Below are 19,963 nucleotides of genomic sequence, written 5' to 3' on the forward strand. Positions count from 1 at the left end.
CGCAGCGGTCGCGATCGGGGTCGTTTGGGCCGTGGCCTCGCGCGGTTTCAATCCGCACGGCGCCTGGCCGCCACCACCCAGCCCACCCCGAAGTCCCCTCCGGTAAAGGGAGCCTGTAATGCCTTGAGCGGCCAAGCGAGCAGCGACACGACGAGGGCCATCATTCCACTCGCCGGTTGAAAGACACGCCCACTGGCCGCGCTTCTGGCGGCGACGTCGGACGCCCCGCGCAGACGCCAGGGGATGAGCCAATGACGCAACTGCTCGACCAGGTGGCCGCCCAGGGCGCCGTAGCAGCGTCGCGCGACGATCGTGAATCCGGCGGCATGCAGCACGGCCTCCAGATCTGCGGCATCGTAGCGCCGCCAATGCCCCACGGCCGCATCCGCGGGGCCGAATCGACGCCGGTGAGCCGGAACGCTCAGGAGCAGGGTGCCACCAGGGCTCAGATGCTCGCCCCAGCGGCGCAGCGCGCCCACGTCGTCCTCCAGATGCTCCAGCACCTCGAAGGCGCAAACCAGGTCGAAGCGTTCCTCCGGCGCCAGGGACTCGATGTCGCCGTGGCGAAGCTGAGCCCCCGGGCTGGCGGCCAGACGCTGAGCGGCCACAGCAGCCGAGCGGGCATCGGGTTCCAGCCCAAGATAGCGACTCCACCTGGCCAGGCGAACCCCGACGGCCCCCTGCCCGGCCCCCACCTCCAGAATCGAGGCAGGCGCCGCCTCCCGGAGCAAGGCGGCGATCAGGGGCCAGCGCAGGTGGCCTCCCAGGCTCAGGGGCGCCTGGCCCGGGCGGTCCGCGGCGAGTGCGAGGGCCTCGGCCAGCGAAGGCGCCAGGGCCTCGTCGCTGAAGCGGGCCTGCACCAGCACGAGCCCCGTCTGCAACTGATGGGCGCGGCGAGGGGCATCCGCCATCAAGGCGTGAATGGCGGCCGCCAGCCGCACGGGATCGGCCGCCGCGACCCGCGTGACCGCCTCGCCCAGACAGGCCACCGCAGGTGTCTCCGCGGTGATCACGGGGCGTCCGACCGCCAGGCATTGCAACACCTTGTTGGGAATCACGCGTTGGGCCTTCGGGCCCTCGCCGAAAATGCCCAGACAGACTTGCGCCTGCGCGATCCGGTCCGCCAGCTGCGTCTCCGGAACCGCTGCCAACATTTCCACAGGGGCTGACAGCTCTCGCACGAGGGCCTCGATGGCCGGGCGTTGCTGGCCGTCGCCCAACAGCTGTACCCGATAGTGGGGCGGCAACAGGCAGGCGGCGCGCACGATCGTCTCGATGCCGTGGAGGGGAATGTACGTGCCGTAAAAGAGCACCGTGGCGGGCATCGAATCTCGCTCAGGGCGCGGCGCGAAATGCGCGGCATCGACCCCGATCGGCAGCACCCGCCAGCGCCGGCGAGGCGTTCCAGTGCAAGCGGAAAAATGGTCGGCGTTTTCCGGGGTGTCGGCCAGCAGGACGTCCGCCAAGCGAGCAGCCGCGCTATCGGCCCACTGCAGCCCCAACGCGAGCGGGGAGCCTGGCCGGATCAGGCGACGGTCCAGCACCACCGTCTCGTGCAAGGAGACGAAAAAATCGACCACCAAGGGCACCCTCAGCAGGCGGCACAGCAGGCCGATCACGCCGGCATCCAGCTGAGCAGGATGCGGCACCAGCACCCAATCGGGTCGCCGGTGGTGGCGCCAGATGAAGCCAAGCAAGCGCATGGGCAAGCGCCAGGCCAGCGTCACGCTGGCCGCCACCCTCTGCCAACGCCGCTGGGTTAGATCCGCTACCCGGTCGGCGCCCCAGAGCGGCAGCGCGCAACACTCGACCTGGCAGCCGAGCTGGGCCAGCAAACGCAGAAGTTGCCGATTGCGGGGGAATTCCGGGTCGAAGGTGCCGAGCATCAGGACCCGCCGCCCCCGGAAGTCTGACACGATGGCGTGCTCCTCAAGGCGACACGCCCGTTATACCATCCGGGCAGCGCCTGGCATCACCCGCGGGATGGTTCGCCAGGCCAAGGCGTGCTCAGCGCCCCGCGATGGTCGGTGTGGGGCCGGGCGTCGGCGTGGCGCTGGGAAGGGGCGTGGCCGGCGCGGGCGTGGCGCTGGGACGGGGGGGGGCCGTGGGCGTGCTCAAGGCCGCGGGCGTGGCGGAAGGCGCGGGCAGCGGTGGCGAGGTCGGTCCAGCGGTGGCGCAGGAAGCGGGACGAGGCAGCCAGGGCCGCGGGCGATAGCAGCCGGCGTGCGGGAAGCCGGGCGGCGACAACCAGAGCGACCGGGCATCGCCGTCCAGCATGTCGTCGGTGCGAACATAGTGGAATGGGCTGGTGCGCCCCTCCGCCTCCGCCAGCATTTCCAGGCCCGGTTCCGCCGGGACATCCGTCAACGGTCCGAGCGTGTAACTGCCATCCGCGCTCGTGGTGGTGACCCGCAACCAGGAGGTTTCCAGCGAGGCCAGCGACACCCGCGCCCCGGCAAGCGGACGCCCATCGTGATCGAAGACCCGGCCCTGCACCACGCGAGGACTCGGCGCTGCCACGGGCACGCCGCTGGGGGGCGTCGTGGGAAGCCAGCTGGGCGGCGTGGTGGGGCGCAGCGCGGCCACCGGCAGGATCGGCGGCGGGGTCTCCCCGCAATTCGGCAAGAAGCGATAGGGCACGGCCCAGCCGCCCAGTCCGTTGCGCGTGCCGGTCATGCGAATCTTGTCCGGGTCATAGGTGAGGACATAGAAGGAATCTTCCGTGCGCGTGGGCGCCAGGCCGGCCTCATCGACGTAGCGGACCTGCCCGCGCGCCAGCAGGCGCGCGCCGTCCAGAACGCCCCGCACCTCCTCTTCCCAGTAGGTGTTGGGCCACAACCGAGCCGCGCTGTCGTTGTAGCCGCTGACGCGCGCATAGACCTGCTGGCCAACCTGACTGACGAACCAGACGTAGCCTTGGCCACAGCCCTGCATGGGATAGGCGGGCGCCTGGCCCTCCCCGCTGACGAACCAGTACCCCGTGATGTTGAAGCGCTCCTGCGTCGCCGACTGAAACGACACCACCGCCGCCACGCCGCCGGTCTCGCCCGGCTTGCCGGCCACCGCCGGACGGCGTCCCAGCGTCACCGCAAGCGGAACGCGCGTCAGGATTCCCTTGGCCACCACGAACGCCTGCTGGGCCGCCCCGATCTCGGCGCCCGCGGCGTCCAGCACCCGGACCGCCAGCGTGGCGTTGCCGACGGGCACATTGGCAAAATAGGACGCGACCAGCGGTTGCAGCATTTCCGCACGCGTCAGCGATTGCACCTGCCGATAGCCCCCGGGGCCGGTGAGGGTCAGCGTGACCCGGGCAATGTCGCGGGTGCTCTGGGCCAGACGATAGGGCTTGGTCTTGCTGAGCAACCCGCCCGGGTCGACGCCCACGAGGGAGGCGCCCGCGTTACTGACCAGGCCGGCAGCGTCATCCGCCGATGGGTCGAGCCCCTCGAACGCCACCTGCACCCGACCACTGCCCTGCACCTGGCTGAGCGTTGCCTCGTCGCCGAGTTGTGGCTTGGCCTTGAGGTCAGGGCGCTTGACCACCCGCGCCACCGAAGCGGCGGGAACGCTGGGTTCCGAGGGCTTGGGGGCACAAGCCAACGCCCCGAACAGGACCGCCAGGCCCAGCGAACCAAGAGACAGACGCGTGCGCAAGCTTCGAACTCCAGCCGGGGCGGGGGACAGGTCTTCCGGACAGCAGCCGGGCACCCCGCCCCCATGTACCCCACCCGTCACCCCCGCAAACGCCTTGGGGGGGCGCTGGCAGGCCCGCTCATGAAAGCCGGTCGAGGGCCTCGTCGTCTGCGCGCCAGGCTTGTCCCCAGGCCGCCGGGTCGAAGCGGATGGGGGGCGCACCAGGTCCCAGGGCCCAGTCGGCCGCGCGCGTGATGGCGGAAGCGCGCGGGGGGCTTGGCGCCTCCGGCGGGGGCGCAAAGGGCACCCACGTCGGCACGATGCCGGCCGACGCCAGCGCGGGCGCCAGATCATCGAGCCAGCCGCCGGCACGGGCAGCGGCGGAGAGCATCAGGTGGTCGCGCGCCCGCGTCATCCCGACATAGAGCAAGCGCCGTCGCTCGGCCCGCTCCAGCAGGGCCTGCTCCCTGGCAAGCCAGCGATAGAGCAGCGGCGGAGGCGCCTCTTCGCTGGAGGCGGAGGCCACGATGCGCAGGGCCACCCCCAGCTGCGCGTCCGCGCGCACCGTGGGCGTATGGACCGGAGGCCGCCGCGCCAGGTCGACCAGGGCCACCAACGGCCACTCCAGCCCCTTCGACGCGTGAAGGGTCATCAAGCTGACGGCCTCCCCCGTCTCCAGCGCGGGGCGCTCGAAGCTCACGCCGCTGGCCCGCAGGCGGCGCAGGCGCAGCACCACGCTCTCCAGATCCTGGCCCCCACGCTCGAACTCCCGCACCAGCGTCACCAGGCCCTGCCAGTCGGCCAGGCGCCGGGCGGCACCGGGCAAATGAGCCAGCACCGCAGTGTAACCGCTGAGGTGGTCGGCGCGAACCAGCAGGTCGGACGGCGCGTCGCCCCGGCGCGCCGCCCGCAGCGCCGTGAGCCATTGCGCGGCGTGCCGGATGTCAGGCTGGGAGGCCTCCGCCAGAGCCGCCGACCAGTCTCGGGTGTCGCCCAGCGTGGCCGCCAGCTCCGCCAGCGCACCGTCCGGCACGTGCCCCATCGGGCTGCGCAGCACCGCCACCAGCGAGAGCGCATCGGCGGGGTCGGCCAGCCATTGCAGCAGGCTCAGACCATCCAGCGCTTCCTGCGTGTCGAACAGGTCTCCCCCCTTGGTCTGCACGGCCGCGATGCCACGCGCCCGCAAGGCCTCCTCGAAGGCCGGCAAGGCGGCCCAGGTGCGGGCCAGCACCGCCACATCGGTGGGAGCCAGCGGGCGGATGGCCCCGGTGCGTCGGTCGTGAACGGGACGCCCCTCAGCCAGGTCGCGCGCGATCCGCTCGGCCACGTCAAAGGCCTCCGCCCGCTGCCTGTCCCCACTCGTCACGCGGCGGTCATGAGGGTCCACATCCAACCAGGCCGCCGTCAGGTGAGGCCCGTCGGCGGGGGCGGCGCGCCGCGCGTCCATGTCGCGATGCAAGGCCCCCAGCAAGGGGGCACAAACCCGGTTCAAGACCGCCACCAGCGGGACGTGAGTGCGGTAACTGGTCAGCAGCGAGCGTTCTTCGCCGCGGGCCGCGATCGCCTCGCGAAACCGGTGAAACACGCTGACATCCGCGCGCCGGAAGCCAAAAATCGCCTGCTTGTCATCGCCCACGATGGTGAGCCGGGCGTCCGCCGTCAGCCAGGTCAACAACTCGGCCTGGGTCGGGTTGGTGTCCTGAAATTCGTCGACGATGAAGGCCTTCCAGCGCGCCTGGTAGAACGCCCGCACCTCAGGCTGACGCAAGGCCCGCAGCGCCCCCAGTTCCAGGTCGGCGTAATCGAGGCAACGCGCCTGGCGCTTGGCGACGGCCAGCTGGGCTTGCACCTGCTCCCAGGCCTCCCGCAGCAACGGCTGCACGGCCGGCCAGGCCTGGTCGGCGGGACCAGGCTGCACGCTGACCTCTGGTTCCAGCGCCTTGAGCGCCTCGCGGACCACTCGAATGGCCTCCTTGAGCGCCTCCACCTCGCTGTCTCGCCCCGGCCAGCCGAGCTTGCCGCGCAGGGCCAGCCCACTCATCGCCGCACAGGCGGCCGCCGGGTCAGCCGCCCCTGCCGCCGCGGCCTCGAGCAGGGTGACGGCCTGCAGCGTTTGCGCGCGCAGGGCCTCGATGCGAGCTTCGGGGGGGAAGGCGATCGCCCGCAAGCTTTCCACCGCGTGCTGCCACGTCGGGTCGGCCAGACAGTCGGCCAGGGCGGCATCGCGAAGCCAGGCCGCAAGCTCGGTCGGCTCGGGCAGGGGCGCGGCCAGCGCCTGGGCCGCCAGGTGGGGCTCTCGCCCCAGTTCCTCGAGCGCCTGCCGCATATGACTCCAGGCGAGGCCTTCGAAGCTGCGCGCAGGCAGACGGGCGATCGCCGCGTCCAGTTGTTCCGCCTGCCAGAGGCGCCCCTCGCGCTCATCCAGCACGCGAAACCCCCGCGGCACCTCGGCCGCGTCCGGATGCTCCCGACAGATGCGGGCGGCCAGGGCGTGCAGCGTGCAGATGGGAGCGGCCTCCAGCGCGCCGAGCGTGTCGGGCGTGGCGCCCGGCTGCGCCTGCACCAGGGCCCGCACCCGGGCCCGCAATTCGGTGGCGGCCAGTTCCGTGAAGGTCACCGCCACCACGGCAAGCGGGCTGAGGCCTTCCACCTGCACGTGATGGAGGAAGCGCCGCGAGAGCAGGGTGGTCTTGCCGGCGCCCGCGCCGGCCATGACGACGAGGTCCGCATCGACGGCCTCGGGCGGGCTCGAATGTTCAGCGGCAGCAGACACGCCCCATGGTGTCCGCGAGCCGGGTCGATTCGTCAAGCTGGCACGGCACCCGCCCGCGTCGCCCACGCACTCTAAATTTGTTGTTTTCTTGGGTAACTCTTAACCTTTCCTCCCCCTTTCCGACGTCGGACGGGGCGATCGCCCCCGATAAGCATGATGAGGTTCCCGTCGCGCCGAGGAGAAGATCGTGACGCATTCATCCGCCCAACACCCCTGGCCGCTCCTGCGCCACGCCGCGGCGTTTGGCGTGGCCCTGCTGCTGCTCGCGGGTTGTGGACGAGGAGCCTTCAACACGCCGGCGCGGCCCCTGCGGACTGTCCCGGCGCCAGCCCGTCTCACCGAGGCGATGCCAGCCGCGCCGGCCGGCCAACCGCCTGCCAATCCGATGCAGCGCCCGACGCCCTCGCTGACCCTGGTCCCGGAGGGCAGTCCTGGCGCCGGCAGCCCAGGCCTGCCGGCGGGAGCGCGCCCGGCCGCCCCATTGCCTGCACAGGTGACGGGTCCCGCCGCCGGGATCGCCGTGGCCTCACCGGGCCTCACCGAAGGTGCTCAGTTGCTCGCCGCCGTGCGGCAACGCAACCAATCCGCCAAGGCCTTTCAGGCCTACATCCGCACCTATTCCGAAGGTCACTTCAATGGGGGCAAGCAAGTCGCCGAACTGCGCAAGGTCAGCAGCGAGATGAAGCTGCTGTGGGCCTCTCCTGCCAGGTTGCGGGTCGAGATGATCAAGACCTCCAACCCGCTGGCGGAGGGCGCGTTGCTCACCACCCAGGACACCGTCACCTGCCGGGTGCGGGCCAAGGGGCTGCTCAGCTTCTTGCCCATCACCATGCCGGCCGATGACCCGCGCCTGGCCAACAACCGCAATCACAGCCTGCCGGAGACCGATCCGAAATCGATGATGGATCGCCTGACCGCCGAGGGGGCCGTCTGGACCTTTCTGGGTGATGCTGAGGAAGACGGTCGCCCGGTCAAGCGGGTCCAGGTCGACCAGATTCGCTATCTCGATGGCGCGATCACGCGCGAGGTGATCGCGGTCGATCCCGCCCTGATGGCCCTGCTGCGCATCACCATGTATGCCGGCAGCGGACGCGTGTTCGACGTGAGGCTGACCGACTTCACCTGGACGCCCACCGTCGCCCCTGACGCCTTCTCCTCGTAGCCACACGGGGGGCGTGCTCAGCCACTCGGCCACGTCCAGCAGGATGACGGCGCCCCCTGATCGACCGCTGGCTTCCCGAGGGCCACTGGCTCAGGGGGCTGGCGCCTCCGAGGTGCCGTCCGCCGGCGCCTGGCGCTTGCGCTCCAGCCCGATGCCCACCCGACAGACCGGCCGCATGTCGCAGCGGCTGCAAGCCTCCCGGCGAAGGTCCGGCTGAACGGCAAAGGTCCCACTCTCGAACGTGCGTCGCACCCGTGCGACGAAGTCCTCCAGGTCGCTGGCCTCCGGCCGTTTAGAACTCAGAACCCGGGCCTTTTTCAGCGAAAAATAGCGGGTCTGCGCCACGAGGGTATCAGGGCCGCGCGCCTGCACGGCTGCCTGTTCGTAGATCGGCAGCTGAAGATCGAGCCCCAGGCGTCCGTGCGCGTCACACACGCCGGCAGGCGGCGAAGCCCCCAGCTTGTAGTCCACCAGTTCCAGCGTGCCATCCGCCCGTCGGTCGATGCGATCGATCCGTCCCGTCAACCGCAGCCCCGCCCAGGTGGTGGTGAACGCATCTTCCAGGGCCTCCGGGCGGGCGCCTGCGCTCAAGAAGTCGTCGGCAGCGATTGCGCGCCGCAGGGTGGCCAGATGTTCCAGGCGCTGACGCTCCCAGCGTGCGTCGGCGGGCAGTTCCAGCGCCTCCCGGGCCTCCTCCAACGCCGCCGGCAAGGCCTCGCCCAGCCCGGCGCGCCAGTCGAGCTGGTCCAGCGCGGCCTGGCCGGCCTGGAACAGGGCCAGATGGTATAAATTGCCGCGTTCCGCGGGCGTCAATTCGTCCTCCGGGACGCGCCGAGGCACCAGCTTGAGCGCATGCGAGGCGAACCAGCGGAACGGACACTGGCCCAGGGCGGTCAGCTGGGTCACGCTGAACATCTGGGCCGCCGGGTCCCAGCGGCGTCCGGTCTGGCCCTCGTAGGGGCCCGGCGGCGCGGCGCCTTCCCGGGCCGCCTCGATCGCCAGGGCCGCCTGCAAGCGGGGCGCGAGCGGCTCTTGCTCGGGCGTCAACGCGTCGAGGCAGTGCTGGCGCAGCATGCGCCGGCTGGCCAGCACCAGCGGCGCCGGCGCTGCCTCCGGCGTGATGCCGCGCTGCGCCCAGTAAGGGCTCGGCAGCGTCGCCCGACCGGCGAGGCCGCGCGCATGGCTGAGGGTCAGGGCCTCGGTGGCGGCGGCACACGCCGCCTGGAACTCGGCCCACTCCCTTTCGAGCCGGTCGCGGGGAGACGGAAATTCAGCCCCCAGCGCCGCGGCGGCGGCCCCATCGTGAAAGTCGCAGGCGGGATTTTCGCGCAACGGCGGCGGCCAATGCCCTTCCGCCAGACCCACGGCGTAGACCTCCTGAAAGCGCACACCGACGAGCTCCCCGGGTGATAGCAAGGCCACGCCCCCCTCGCCGGGCACCGCCGGCACGCGCAGCAGCGAACTCACGGCGTTCAGGGCCTCCAGAAAGCCGCGCAGGCTGAGCGCGGTCTCCGCCCGCAGCCAGGCCCGCAGATCCTCCCGCAGCAGGGCCAGTCCGACGTAGGACACCGGATCCTCTCCGACCCGCTGCAGCAGGCCCAGACGCTGGCAGGCGGCCTCGAACCAGTCGCACCAGGCCACGCCGCTCTGCCCAGCGGGCGGAGTGAAGGCCTGGCAGAAGTCCGTGGGAAGCGCGGGAGCCGCCGCGTCGCTCGACGCGCCGACCTCGGCGTCAGGCGGGCGTTCGGTCAACCGGTGGCGCCACAGCGCGGCGCAGGCCCTGTCCCGAAACCCGCCACGGAGCGCTTCCTCCCAGGCCAGCAACCAGGAGCCCAGCCAGGTCTCGGAGAGCGGAATGCGGTGGGTGGGGCGCAGCGGCAACTCGAACTCGCGGGCGATCGCCAGGGCCAGCGGGGCCTGGGCGGCCGGATCGCGCACGACGATCGCCACGCCTGCGGCGGGCACCCCCGCCCCCAGCCGCTGCTTGACCAGCCCCAAGACCCCGCGCCATTCCGACTCTTCATCCGCAAAACTGTAGCCGTTCACCCGACGCCCGGCCGCCTCCCGGAAGACAGGCGGGGCCTCTCGAACGGTCCAGCCATCGTCGCGCAGCCGCTGCATCAGGCGTTGCTGCGCCGCACTGGGGCCCTCGGGCGGCACGGGCAGGCAGATGACGCTGCCTGGAGCGGCGATCGCCCCCAGGTAGGTCGACTCGCCCGCATCCAGGCCGAGATACCCCGTCAGCAGGACGGGAAGCGGCCGGAGCGAAGCCGAGCGGGCGGCCTCCCAGGCCAGTTCCGCCGGATGCAGCAGACCTCGCGCTCGCAGGGACGCTTGCAGAGCGGCCGCCAGGCGGGCCAGGCGTCGGACGCGCGGAGGGGCCTCTGTGCCCAGCCGCGTGAGGTCAGCCCCGCCCCGCAACAAGCCGGCCAGCAGAGGCGCCAGGCTGCGGGCTTCCGGCATCACCTCGCCGGCGGGCAATTCATCCGCAAGCAAGACGAGCAAGTGGCGCTGCCAGTCCAAGGCGGAAGCAACCCGCCACTCGCCTTGCCCGGCCAGCGTCGCGCGGGCGTGCTGGGCCAACGACTGAAAGGGAACGCCGAGGGCGGCTGCCACACCGGCGTGAGGAACCAGGGCAGTCCGGTCGGCCAGCCACTGCCCCGCGGACTCCCCATCCAGCGGGGCCAGAACGACGTCTCGCATCAAGGGCCTTCCTACCCGGCCCAGGCTGCGCCGGAATGAAAGGCGCCTACTTCGGCGCCACGAAGGTGGGGGAGAGTTCCACCGGATACTGGAAGCTTCCGCCGCGGTGCAGCCCGGTCACGGATGGGTAATCCGTCAGGCCACTGACAGCAGGCAAATTCATCCGGGTGGTCCCGTCCGCCGACAGGATGCTGGTGAGGCGGAAGGTATGCTTGCCAGGCTGATTCAAGGGATCCTCGACCGGCAGCGTCAGGACCAACTGAGAACCTTGCCCCTGCACGGTGGTGCTGCGGGTGGTCACGCTGCCATTGGGGGCCTCCAAGTCGTAATTGACCACCCAGGACCCGGAGACCGGGCCGATCGCCCGAATCGTCAGGCTGGGCAGGTTGGCGGAAACCGGCACGCTCACCACCGAGCCATCGACGACGCCCGTCGCGCTTCCGGACAGCGTGATGCCGTTGCTGCTGCGTTCCGCCGTGATGTTCGAGGTCGCGCCCCGGATGCCCCACGTGGCGGCGCTGCCGTTCACATTGGCGAAGGTGAGCGGCTCCTGCCGCGTCTTGTTCGGATAGGCCGATTGCGCGTGCGCGAAGGTCAGGCTGGCCCCACCGACGGGTTGCCCGTCCCAGACGCTGGCGGGACGACCGTCAGCCGCCAAGGACGCGTCGTTGGACTGGTAGACCAGCGACGCGGAGAGCGGCCGGGAGACCCAGAAGGTGGTGGGCAGCGAGCGGGTGGTGTTCCAGCCGGCGTCCAGCGCGTCCGAGACCATCTCGACCCACTCGTTGGGGGCGGTCTGATGGCTGCCGTTCACCCGGAACGAGGCCGAGGGAGCATCCAGCGGAATGGTCGGCTTGACGGTGGCATTCGCCAGCGACGGCAGGGTGAAATCTCCCAGGGTCGTCTTGAGCACCACGGGCGCGGAGGGCGTGCCGTAAGCGGTGGATTGGAGGGTCACCCGCGGCATGTTCTTGTAGATGCGCAGATTGACGGTCCGGCAATCCACCCGATAGCCGCTGGTGTTGCTGAAGGTGTAGCCGGCTTGCCCTGGCACGGAGGCCGAAGCAGACCCTGCCGACCCGTCGAGCCCCAGGGTCGAAGCGTAGCCGTCCGAGGCCGCGATGACGGTCAAGGGCGTGTTGGCGCGCAGAGGGGAGAGCGAATGGCTGAAGTTGACCTGGGCCCCCGGCACGACCCCGCTCAGGCGCGGGTCGTCCGAACTCCAGTTGACCAGCGCGTTGATCGACTTGGAGATCCACGTCGTGTAGGTGGTTTGCCACTCGCCGCCCGGGTCCTTGACCTTGATCCGGCCTTTCTCGCAATAGTACTGATTCGGGTCGAACTGGTAGTAGACGCAACGCCCGCCGTTCACCTTGGAATTGTGCGTCACCAGCGTGATCCAGCCGGGAATCGTACTGCCCTTGGCCATGTTCCAGGAATTCTTTTCGTACTGCGCCGCAGTCTGCCAGGTGGTGCAACCGCCGCCCGACACCGCCGCGTACTGATTGACCCAGTCCACGCTGATGTTGTCGCTGGTGCGGTAGCCGTTCTTCCAGATGGGAATCTGAATCCCCGGTGTCATCGAGGCCCAGGTTTTCGCGACCCAGAAGGTCTTGGCTTCCTGGTCGTTGAAGGTCTGACACTCGGCGGCCATCAAGCGCCGCTGCAGCGGTGCCACCCGGGCACCGCCGGTCGTGGCCCCCTGAAGCACAGGCCCCACCACCTGCATGGCCAGCCAGAAGTGGCCCTCCGAATCGCGCGTCACCGACTCGGCTTGTTCGGAAAAGGTGTCGCCCGCGGCGTAGCGGTCGGCCAGCAGGGCCTCCATCGGGCCCTCGGCCTTGAAGCGCACCACCGCCTGCGCCCCCGGCGCCAGCGAGACGCCCTCGCCCAGGTCGAGGCTGTAGTGATAGGTGCCCAGGGGCACGTTGTCGGCCAGTTTATAGCCGGCGTCCGCAAAGGACTGTTGCGGCCCGTCTTTCTCGCTGCTGTTGGTGAAGGGCATCTGTTCCGGGAGGCGCTGGCCGGGCAAGCCCCATTGGCCATACACGCGGGTCACCGCCACCTTGGCATCCCCCGTCAGCGAACCGGGCGGGAAAATCACTTCCATATTCCCCGCCGAATTGAGCGCCTTGCCACCGGCCGCCGCCGTGATGGTGGTGCGCTGCGCATCCACCTGGGGCAGCCGCGCCGCAAAGCCCGGTACGATGTCCATTTCCATCGGGACGTACCCGGGCGCCCGAATGATGGCCGGTTGGCGTCCCAGGTTGGCGGTCGCAATCGGCATGGTGACCATGCCTTTCGCGTCGGTGAAGCCACGGAAATCACCCACGACCACTTCAGCGCGAGAAATGAAGGCGCCGTCCGCGCCCACCAGCTGGAATTGGTTCTTTTTGACCTCGCCGACTGGTGCCACCAGACCGAGATTGCGGGCCAGGGTTTCCTCGGCCTGGTAGGCCGGATCGTCGTTCGTCGCGACGGCACCCGCCGCACCCGACGTGCTGCTGCTCCCTCGGGTTTCGGGTTCCATCACTTGCGGCGCCCGCGTCTGACAGGCCGCCAAGGCCAGCATCACGGCGATCGCCGCCGGCGCACCCAAACGAACACGACGCATGGTCACTGACACTGGTGGTCCTCCCCCAATTTCCACCTGAGTCGCCTGAAGCGGGCTTCAAGCGACTCCCCCAGTTGTCCCGTACCCAACCCGGGAGCCTTTAAACAAGGGTCCTCGCTGTCAGATCCAGGGGGCCGCCGTGGAGCCTCACTTGGGCGCCACGAAGGTGGACTTCAACTCCACCGGATAAAGGAACAGGGCCCCTCGGTAGACCCCGGTGACCTCCGGGTAATTCATTCCGCCATCGGGCATCAGCAGGCGGTTGGCGCCGTCCTCCGAGGCCACGCTCTTCAACCGAAAGGTGTGCTTGCCTGGCTGGTTCAAGGGGTCCTCCACCGGCAGGTTGAAGACCAGGGTCGTGCCCTGAGGCTGAAGCGTCACGCGCTTGCTGACCAGCGAGCCGTCGCCTGCCACCAGATCGTATTCGGCCTCCCATTTGCCACTCAGGTTCCCCGAGGCACGCAGGGTCAGGCGTGGCAGGTTGGCGTTGAGCGGCAGGTTCACCGTGGTCCCGTTCACGCTGGCCGAAGCAGTGCCGGACAGCGTCACCCCGTTGGCGCTGCGCTGCGCCGTGATGCTCGAGGCGGCCCCGCTGAGCCCCCACGTCGTCGCGTTCCCCGTCAGGTTGGTGAAGCTGAGTGGTTCCTGGCGCGTCTTGCCCGCATAAGCGGATTGAGGGTGGCTGAAGGTCAGGTCCGCCCCACTGACCGCCTGCCCGTTCCAGACGCTGGCCGGGCGGCTCTCAGCCGGTTGGGACGCATCGTTCGACTCGTAGACGAGGGACGCGGTGATGCTGCGCGAGAACCAGAACGTGGTGGGCAGGTTCTTGGTCGTGTTCCAACCCGCATCCACGGCCGCGGAAGACATCTCGACCCACTCGCTGGCCGAGGGCTGATAGGCCCCGTTCACGCTGAAAGAGGCGGAGGGGGAGTTGAGCGGGATGCTCGGCTTGACGGTGGTGTTCACCACCGCCGACAGCGGAAAATCACCCAGGCTGGTTTTCAGCGTCACCGCGCCGGGAGAGGCCCCATTGACCGTGGGTTGTAGCTCCACCCGTGGCATGTTCTTGTGAATTCGCAGATCGACCGTGCGGCAATCGACCAGATAGCCACTGGTGCTGCCGAAGGTGAAGCCCGCTTGCCCGGGCAGGGAGGCCGACACCGACCCGTTGCTCCCCTCGACGCCGGTGGTCGACGCGTAGCCGTCACTGCCCGAGTCGAGCGACAGAGCGGTGCCGGCGCGCATCGGCGAGACCGAGTGGTTGAAGTTCACCCGGGCACCGGCCACCGGGCCACTGATCCGCGGGTCGTCCGAATTCCAGTTCACCAGGGCGTTGATCGATTTCGAGTTCCACTGCGTGTAAGTCGTCTGCCACTCGCCACCCGGGTCCTTGACCTTGATGCGGCCGCCCTCGCAATAGTACTGATTCGGGTCGAACTGGTAGTAGACGCAGCGGCCGCCATTGACGCCCGGGTTGTGGGTGACCAGGGTGACCCATCCCGGAATGGAACTGCCGGTGGCCATGTTGTAGGTGCCGCCGCCTTCATACTGGGCCGCCGTGCCGGAGGTCGTGCATCCCCCTCCGGAGCTGGCCGCGTACTGGTTGACCCAGTCAGCGCTGACGTTATTGCTCGTTCTGTAACCGTTGACCCAGATGGGAATCTCGATGCCGGGCGTCATGGAGGCCCACTGCTTTTTGACCCAGAAGGTCTTGGGTTCCTGGTCGGTGAAGGACTGACATTGCGCCGCCATCAGGCGCCGCCGCAGGGGCGGTGCCGCGCCGGCCCCCCCGGTCGCAATGACACTGGCCGTGTTCGGGCCCACCATCTGCATGGCCAGCCAGTAGTGGCCTGCGGCATCCCGCGTGACGGACTCGGTCTGCTGGGCAAAGGTGTCCCCCGCCTTGTAGCGCGCATCCAGAAGCGCCGCCATCGGACCTTCGGCCTTGAACCGCACAACCACCTTGGCGCCCGGCGCCACGGACACCCCCTCACCCAGATCGAGACCGTACTGATACGTCCCCAGCGGCACGTTGTCCGCCAGTTTGTAGCCCGCATCCGTGAAGGAGAAGGGCTTGCCGTCCTTCTCCGTGCTCATGGTGAAGGGCATCTGCTGCGGCAGGCGTTGACCAGGCAGGCCCCACTGACCGTACGCGCGCGTCACCGCCACGCGCGTATCGCCGCTGAGGGAGCCCGGTGGGAATACCACCTCCAGGTTTCCGGCCGCATTCATGGCCGTGCCGCCGGCCGCCGCCGTGATGGTGGTGCGCTGCGCATCGACCGGGCTCAGTTGCACCGCGAAGCCCGGAATCACATCCTGCTCGACGGCCATGTAGCCCGGGGCGCGGATCACGGCCGGTTGGCGCCCCAGCTTGGCGACCTCGGGCGGCAGATTGACCAACCCCTGGGCGTCCGTGAGGGCGCGCAAATCTCCCACAATGATCTCCGCCCCGGCCACCGGCTGCCCGCCGGCCGTGACGGTCTGGATCTGAGCCGGGGTGACCGCCCCCACCGGCGCCAGCAAGCCCAGGTTTCGCGCCAGGGTCGCCTGCGGGTCCTCGGGCGCCTTGGCGGGCGGGGCTCCCGCGCCACGGGCGCCCCCGGAGCGGGTGATCACGTCCGGCGCCGAGGCCTGTGGCGCCTGGCTTTGACAGGCGGCCATGGCCAGCATCACGGCGATCGCCGCGGGCGCATCCAGCCGAATCCGACGAGCAGGCGCGGTCACGTGTTTCCCTCCCCCTTGCTTCCCTATCGAGACACGCCGGCACGGCCGCCGTCTCCGACGGTCGATCCGAACGATCCGCCGACTGGCCGGCGACGTTCGGTCGGAGCGACGTCAACCTGGCACTCAGCGGGCGTAAAACGAGGCTGGGAAGCACCACAGCGGACCTTCCTCGGCCGCGCACCAGAGGTCGTGGCTGCCCGGGCGAAAGGTGACGGCCTCGACCTGCCAGGCCCGCTGATCCGAGGCGTAGGGACAAGACCAGCGAGGCGGTTGCGCCACCACGGCGGCCATGGCCGCCGGCGTGGTGGGCGCGAGGGCGGATTCGTAGACGTACAGGCGCCGCCGCCCGGCCGCCACGGCGAGGCGCGTGCCGTCCGAGGCGATCGCCGCCCCCGTCACCAGGCCCTCGAAACCGCGAGCCGGCGGCGTCAAGGCGCCGAGGCGGGTCAGCGTGACCGGGCTGCCGTCCAGCGCCGGAAAGTGGTACAGCCCGTGGCCGGCCGTCTTGGTGATCACGTAGGCCTCGCCCTGCCAGAACCAGAGCGCCTCGGCGTCGAACGAGCGCCCCCACGGCGGGGCATCCGGATAGCGAAAGGGCACCCGCAGGCTGGCGGTGGCCTGTCGCGCGCGGTAGGGATCGGGTTCCGGCACGCGCCACAGGCTCAGGTCGGTGCGATCTTCATCATTGTTGCCGCTATCGGCAATCCAGAGGTTCCCCGACGCATCGGCCGCCACTTCTTCCCAGTCTCGATTGGGGGCGCCCGCAACGGGCACGCTCCGCACCCGGCTACCATCCGGCCAGGCGACCAGCCGACCGGCCTGCTCGCGAAACGCCAGCAGCACCGCCCGCTGGCCAGGGCCGGAGTCCTGGATCGCCCAGCACACGCCGGGGTAGCGCCGTGAAGCGGCCAGCCCGCTGACCTCGTCCTGGGTGAACCGCCAGAGCGGCACGTGCGGGTCACGCTCGGCCCAGGCAGGCGGCCCTGCCAGGCAGGCCAGCAGGATGCCCCCCAGGAGCGTTCCAACCAACGTCCCCCCGTCCTGCCTCCCTGGGATTCGGCCAGCCGTGCGCTCCGTGAGCGAGGCCGGCGATGGCGTGCCACGCGCGGAAATGTGGCGTTTCGCGGATCCTCCGCGCGCCGGAAGCTTCTCGCCGTCACCGTCGCGCAGCCAGCAGCGGGTCACGGGAGCTGCCCCTTCACAGGCCGGCCCGCAACTTGGCCAGGCCCGGCAGCGAGAAGGCGCTGGAGCCGCCTTTCCAGGCCATGTGGGCCTTGCCGTCGCGCCAGGTCAACGAGGCAAACTCGCCGTCTTCCGCTTCACTGCAGCGCAGCGACACGCGCGGCCCCTCCGCCGCCGTCGTGACCGCCCCCCAAAATCGCACCGGCCCGTGCTGAGCTTCGAACAAGTAGTCTCCCTGCGGCGTGACCGCGCCGTCGTCGAGCGAGACGGTCACGCCGAAGCGCTTGATGCCGAGCTTGAAACCGCGGCCCACGTGCGTCATGGCAGTGTCTTCCAGGCTCAAGGGAAGCCGTCGTGACGCGATCTGGCGCGCCAAGGCGCCCAGCGTCTGACGGGTGGAGCCGAGCGCCAGTTGCAGCGTGAAGCCCTGAGTGGTGGTCTTCAAGACGGTGCCCACGTCGAGTCGCAAGGCCTCGTCCCGAAAGCCCCAGCCCCCGCCCGGCAAGGGCGTCGGCTGCAACAGCGGGAACAAGGGGCCACGGACCCCGGCCGGATTGATCAGGGCGAGCAGGTCTGGCACGTAGCTGTCGAGCCGGGTCAACTCGGCTTCCAACGGTTGGTCCACCGCCTTGCCCGCGTGCCCTTCCCCCCAGTACAGGCGCAGGCGATAAACCCGGTCGTCGGCGGCTTCGCGCTGATAGGTGCCCTGACCTTGCCAGGCATAGGGACCAAGGGCCTCGAAGACCTGTCCGTCGAGGCGCACGCCCCCTTGCAGCGCGCTCGACAGCTGGCGTGTCTGGCGGGCCACTTCAGCCGTCAGGACCCGCACGGCATCCACGAACAAGGCAGGCCCCTCGCCCAGGCGAGCCATCTCCTGCGGCAGCACGGGGGCCCCGCACACCAGCAACTCAGGCAACAGCGGGGCGAGGGCCTGCAGGCGATCGCAGGCGCTGCTGGCGAACATGGCGCTCAGCGTGGCGGAAAAGAGCAGGACGCGGGTCATTCGCATGGGGGCAGGCCTCCGGTGGACCCGCCGTTCATACCCGACCAGCAGACGAGCGGCACGCAGCCCCTGACAGCAGGGCTGCCCCATGGACCGAGCCCCCTTCAGCAGGCTACACTGGGCGGGTATGGTCACCCGCCGACTCGATTCCAAAATTCGCATCACGGTGGACGTGCTGGCCCCGTCCACCCCTGCCCGGGCGCGCCTCTATCTGGCCAGCACGCTGAATGACTGGCGCACGGACGACCCGGCCTACCGCTTCGAAGAACTGGAACCGGGACGCTACCGTCTGGGACTCGACGTGCCGCGTGGCACGACCATGGAATACAAGATCACGCGCGGCACCTGGCGCACCGTCGAGGTCGATGAACGGGGCCAGGAACTGGAGAACCGCCGCCTGGCGGCCCTGGGCACCACCACGGTGCGCCTCGACATTCCACACTGGCGCGACCAGGCCAGTGCCCGGCGCCCGGCCCGGCCGCGCAGCACCGATGTGAGCGTGGTGGGCCCCCTGCCGATTCCGGTGCTGGGGCGGGAACGAGAGGTGGTGGTGTACCTGCCACCCGGTTACCATCAAGAGCCGAACCGACGCTTCCCCGTTCTTTATATGTTCGACGGCCAGAACCTGTTCGATCCCGCCACCGCCTTCAACGTGGAGTGGGGGGTCGATGAAACCTGCGATCGCCTCGTCCGCTCCGGTGAGTTGGCGCCCTTGATCGTGGTGGGCATCTACAACGGCGGTGAAAAGCGCCTGAGCGAACAATCCCCCTGGAAAGACGCGCGCCTCGGCGCCGACGGCGAGGGCCACGCTTTTTTGCGCTGGGTGGTCGGAGGGCTGAAGGACCACATCGACGCTCACTACCGCACGCTGACGGGCCCTGAGCACACCGGGGTGGCAGGGTCCTCCATGGGGGGCCTGACCGCCCTGTTCGCCGCCTATCGCTACCCGCTGGTGTTCGGGCGCGTGGCGGCGCTGTCCCCAGCCTTCTGGTTCGCCCGCAGCCAGATCTTCCGCTACATCGCCGGCATGCCGCCGCCCCTCGGCGCCCGGATTTACCTGGATTGCGGCGAACTGGAAACCGCCCGGGTCCACCCCAAACGCGACTTCTACCGGGTCGCCCACTCGATGGTGGATCTGCTGACCCTGCAAGGCTTCAAGGCCGAAGACAACATGCGCTGGGTCAGTGATCCCCGAGGCACCCACAGTGAGGCTTGCTGGGCCCGTCGGGTGGGCCCAGCGCTCAGCTGGCTATTCCCGGGCGAGGGCAAACCGAAAATCGCGCCGCGCGGCACGCGCCGCCTGCAGCGCCCGGGGTCGGTTTAGCCGCTCAGGAGCAGGCAATGCGCCGCACCGAGGGGCCGCCAGCCGGCTGGTGCGGCCCTGATTTTCAGGCCGGCCGGACGAGGCAGGAGACTTGCCCTGCCTGCCCGACTTGATTGTTCGTGTGTAACAGCCGACAATCTAGTACAACGTTGTTCGCGTGAGAAGGATCCGCGCACCTTGGGGTATGTAACTGACGACCTGAAATTCGATCACCGACGCACGTTCTCTCATGGAGGAGGAACGCCATGTCAGCGCATCGTGGCACGGAGGCCCGCTGCTTGAACGCGACGGAACTGAGGCAGGACGCCTCGCTGGATGCCAGCCTGCCCTTGACCTTGAACCTGGGGGCCTACACCCGCCCGCAGAGCGGCCTGGAGCCGCTCCGCCTCGAGGAAGTGCCCGCCTTGATCCTGGCCCTGCTGGGTCGTACCGAGCCGGAGCTGGCGCCCTACGAGGAACGCGTGCTGCGCGCTTGCCTGTGCCTGGCCGGGGAGGAACTGACGCCAGCCGGCGGCTTCGATGCGGACTTCTACGAGGCGTTGCTGGCCTTCAAGCATCGGCACCGGCTGCAACCGGTGGATGCCCGGTTGGACCTGCCGACCCTGACCCAGATCGTGCAGCGGGCCTCGATCGCCGTCGGAGCGCCGAGTGGCTCTCCGTGGACGCGCCTGCGAGGCGTCTGGTTCGACGTCATGCGCGCCCCCGCCTTGATTGCGGAGGCACCGGGGATTGTGAACCTCGTGCGCGAATTGAAGGGGGGGCGAACCCGCATGCCCACCCTGACGCCGCTCCACCAGGGACAGGCCGGGGAGCCCGCCGCGCCGCCTGTTTCCCCGCGCCGCTGA

At 69.7% G+C, this 19,963-nt stretch carries 11 protein-coding genes; 3 read left to right on the forward strand and 8 right to left on the reverse strand.

Features of this window, described 5'->3' with window-relative positions:
* Window positions 1–47: 47 nt before the first annotated feature.
* From VKP62_14505 to VKP62_14515, 3 genes are all read right to left on the reverse strand, one after another.
* Window positions 48–1,916 carry a methyltransferase domain-containing protein gene (locus VKP62_14505; protein MEB3198408.1) on the reverse strand — a complete coding sequence of 623 codons (1,869 nt, stop codon included), beginning with the start codon at window positions 1,914–1,916 and terminating at the stop codon, window positions 48–50.
* A gap of 91 nt (window positions 1,917–2,007) precedes the next feature.
* The gene (locus VKP62_14510) at window positions 2,008–3,654 is read right to left on the reverse strand and encodes a carboxypeptidase regulatory-like domain-containing protein (GenBank protein MEB3198409.1); all 1,647 of its coding nucleotides are present in this window, start codon (window positions 3,652–3,654) and stop codon (window positions 2,008–2,010) included.
* A 118-nt stretch (window positions 3,655–3,772) separates the two neighbouring features.
* Window positions 3,773–6,406: a UvrD-helicase domain-containing protein gene (locus tag VKP62_14515; protein ID MEB3198410.1), complete on the reverse strand. Its 2,634-nt coding sequence runs from the start codon at window positions 6,404–6,406 to the stop codon at window positions 3,773–3,775.
* Window positions 6,407–6,593: 187 nt separating this feature from the next.
* On the opposite strand from VKP62_14515, the gene VKP62_14520 reads away from it, so the two are divergent.
* Window positions 6,594–7,568: a hypothetical protein gene (locus tag VKP62_14520; protein ID MEB3198411.1), complete on the forward strand. Its 975-nt coding sequence runs from the start codon at window positions 6,594–6,596 to the stop codon at window positions 7,566–7,568.
* A gap of 90 nt (window positions 7,569–7,658) precedes the next feature.
* On the opposite strand, the gene VKP62_14525 is transcribed toward VKP62_14520, so the two are convergent.
* The 5 genes from VKP62_14525 to VKP62_14545 form a co-directional block, all read right to left on the reverse strand.
* Window positions 7,659–10,271, reverse strand: a complete 2,613-nt coding sequence (locus VKP62_14525; protein ID MEB3198412.1) for a PD-(D/E)XK nuclease family protein — start codon at window positions 10,269–10,271, stop codon at window positions 7,659–7,661.
* Between the two features lie 46 nt (window positions 10,272–10,317).
* The gene (locus VKP62_14530; protein MEB3198413.1) at window positions 10,318–12,897 is read right to left on the reverse strand and encodes a hypothetical protein; all 2,580 of its coding nucleotides are present in this window, start codon (window positions 12,895–12,897) and stop codon (window positions 10,318–10,320) included.
* A 135-nt stretch (window positions 12,898–13,032) separates the two neighbouring features.
* Complete coding sequence (locus VKP62_14535) at window positions 13,033–15,609, reverse strand: hypothetical protein (GenBank protein MEB3198414.1); 2,577 nt, start codon at window positions 15,607–15,609, stop codon at window positions 13,033–13,035.
* 123 nt (window positions 15,610–15,732) lie between these two features.
* A complete protein-coding gene (locus VKP62_14540) occupies window positions 15,733–16,638 on the reverse strand; it encodes a hypothetical protein (protein MEB3198415.1) in 906 nt (301 codons plus the stop codon).
* 169 nt (window positions 16,639–16,807) lie between these two features.
* Window positions 16,808–17,800, reverse strand: coding sequence for a hypothetical protein (locus tag VKP62_14545; GenBank protein MEB3198416.1), 993 nt, complete (start codon window positions 17,798–17,800; stop codon window positions 16,808–16,810).
* Between the two features lie 82 nt (window positions 17,801–17,882).
* Between VKP62_14545 and VKP62_14550 the strand changes: the two genes are divergently transcribed.
* Window positions 17,883–19,118: an alpha/beta hydrolase-fold protein gene (locus VKP62_14550; protein MEB3198417.1), complete on the forward strand. Its 1,236-nt coding sequence runs from the start codon at window positions 17,883–17,885 to the stop codon at window positions 19,116–19,118.
* 245 nt (window positions 19,119–19,363) lie between these two features.
* A complete protein-coding gene (locus tag VKP62_14555) occupies window positions 19,364–19,963 on the forward strand; it encodes a hypothetical protein (GenBank protein MEB3198418.1) in 600 nt (199 codons plus the stop codon).

The organism is Candidatus Sericytochromatia bacterium (assembly GCA_035285325.1).
GTDB lineage: Bacteria > Cyanobacteriota > Sericytochromatia > S15B-MN24 > JAQBPE01 > JAYKJB01.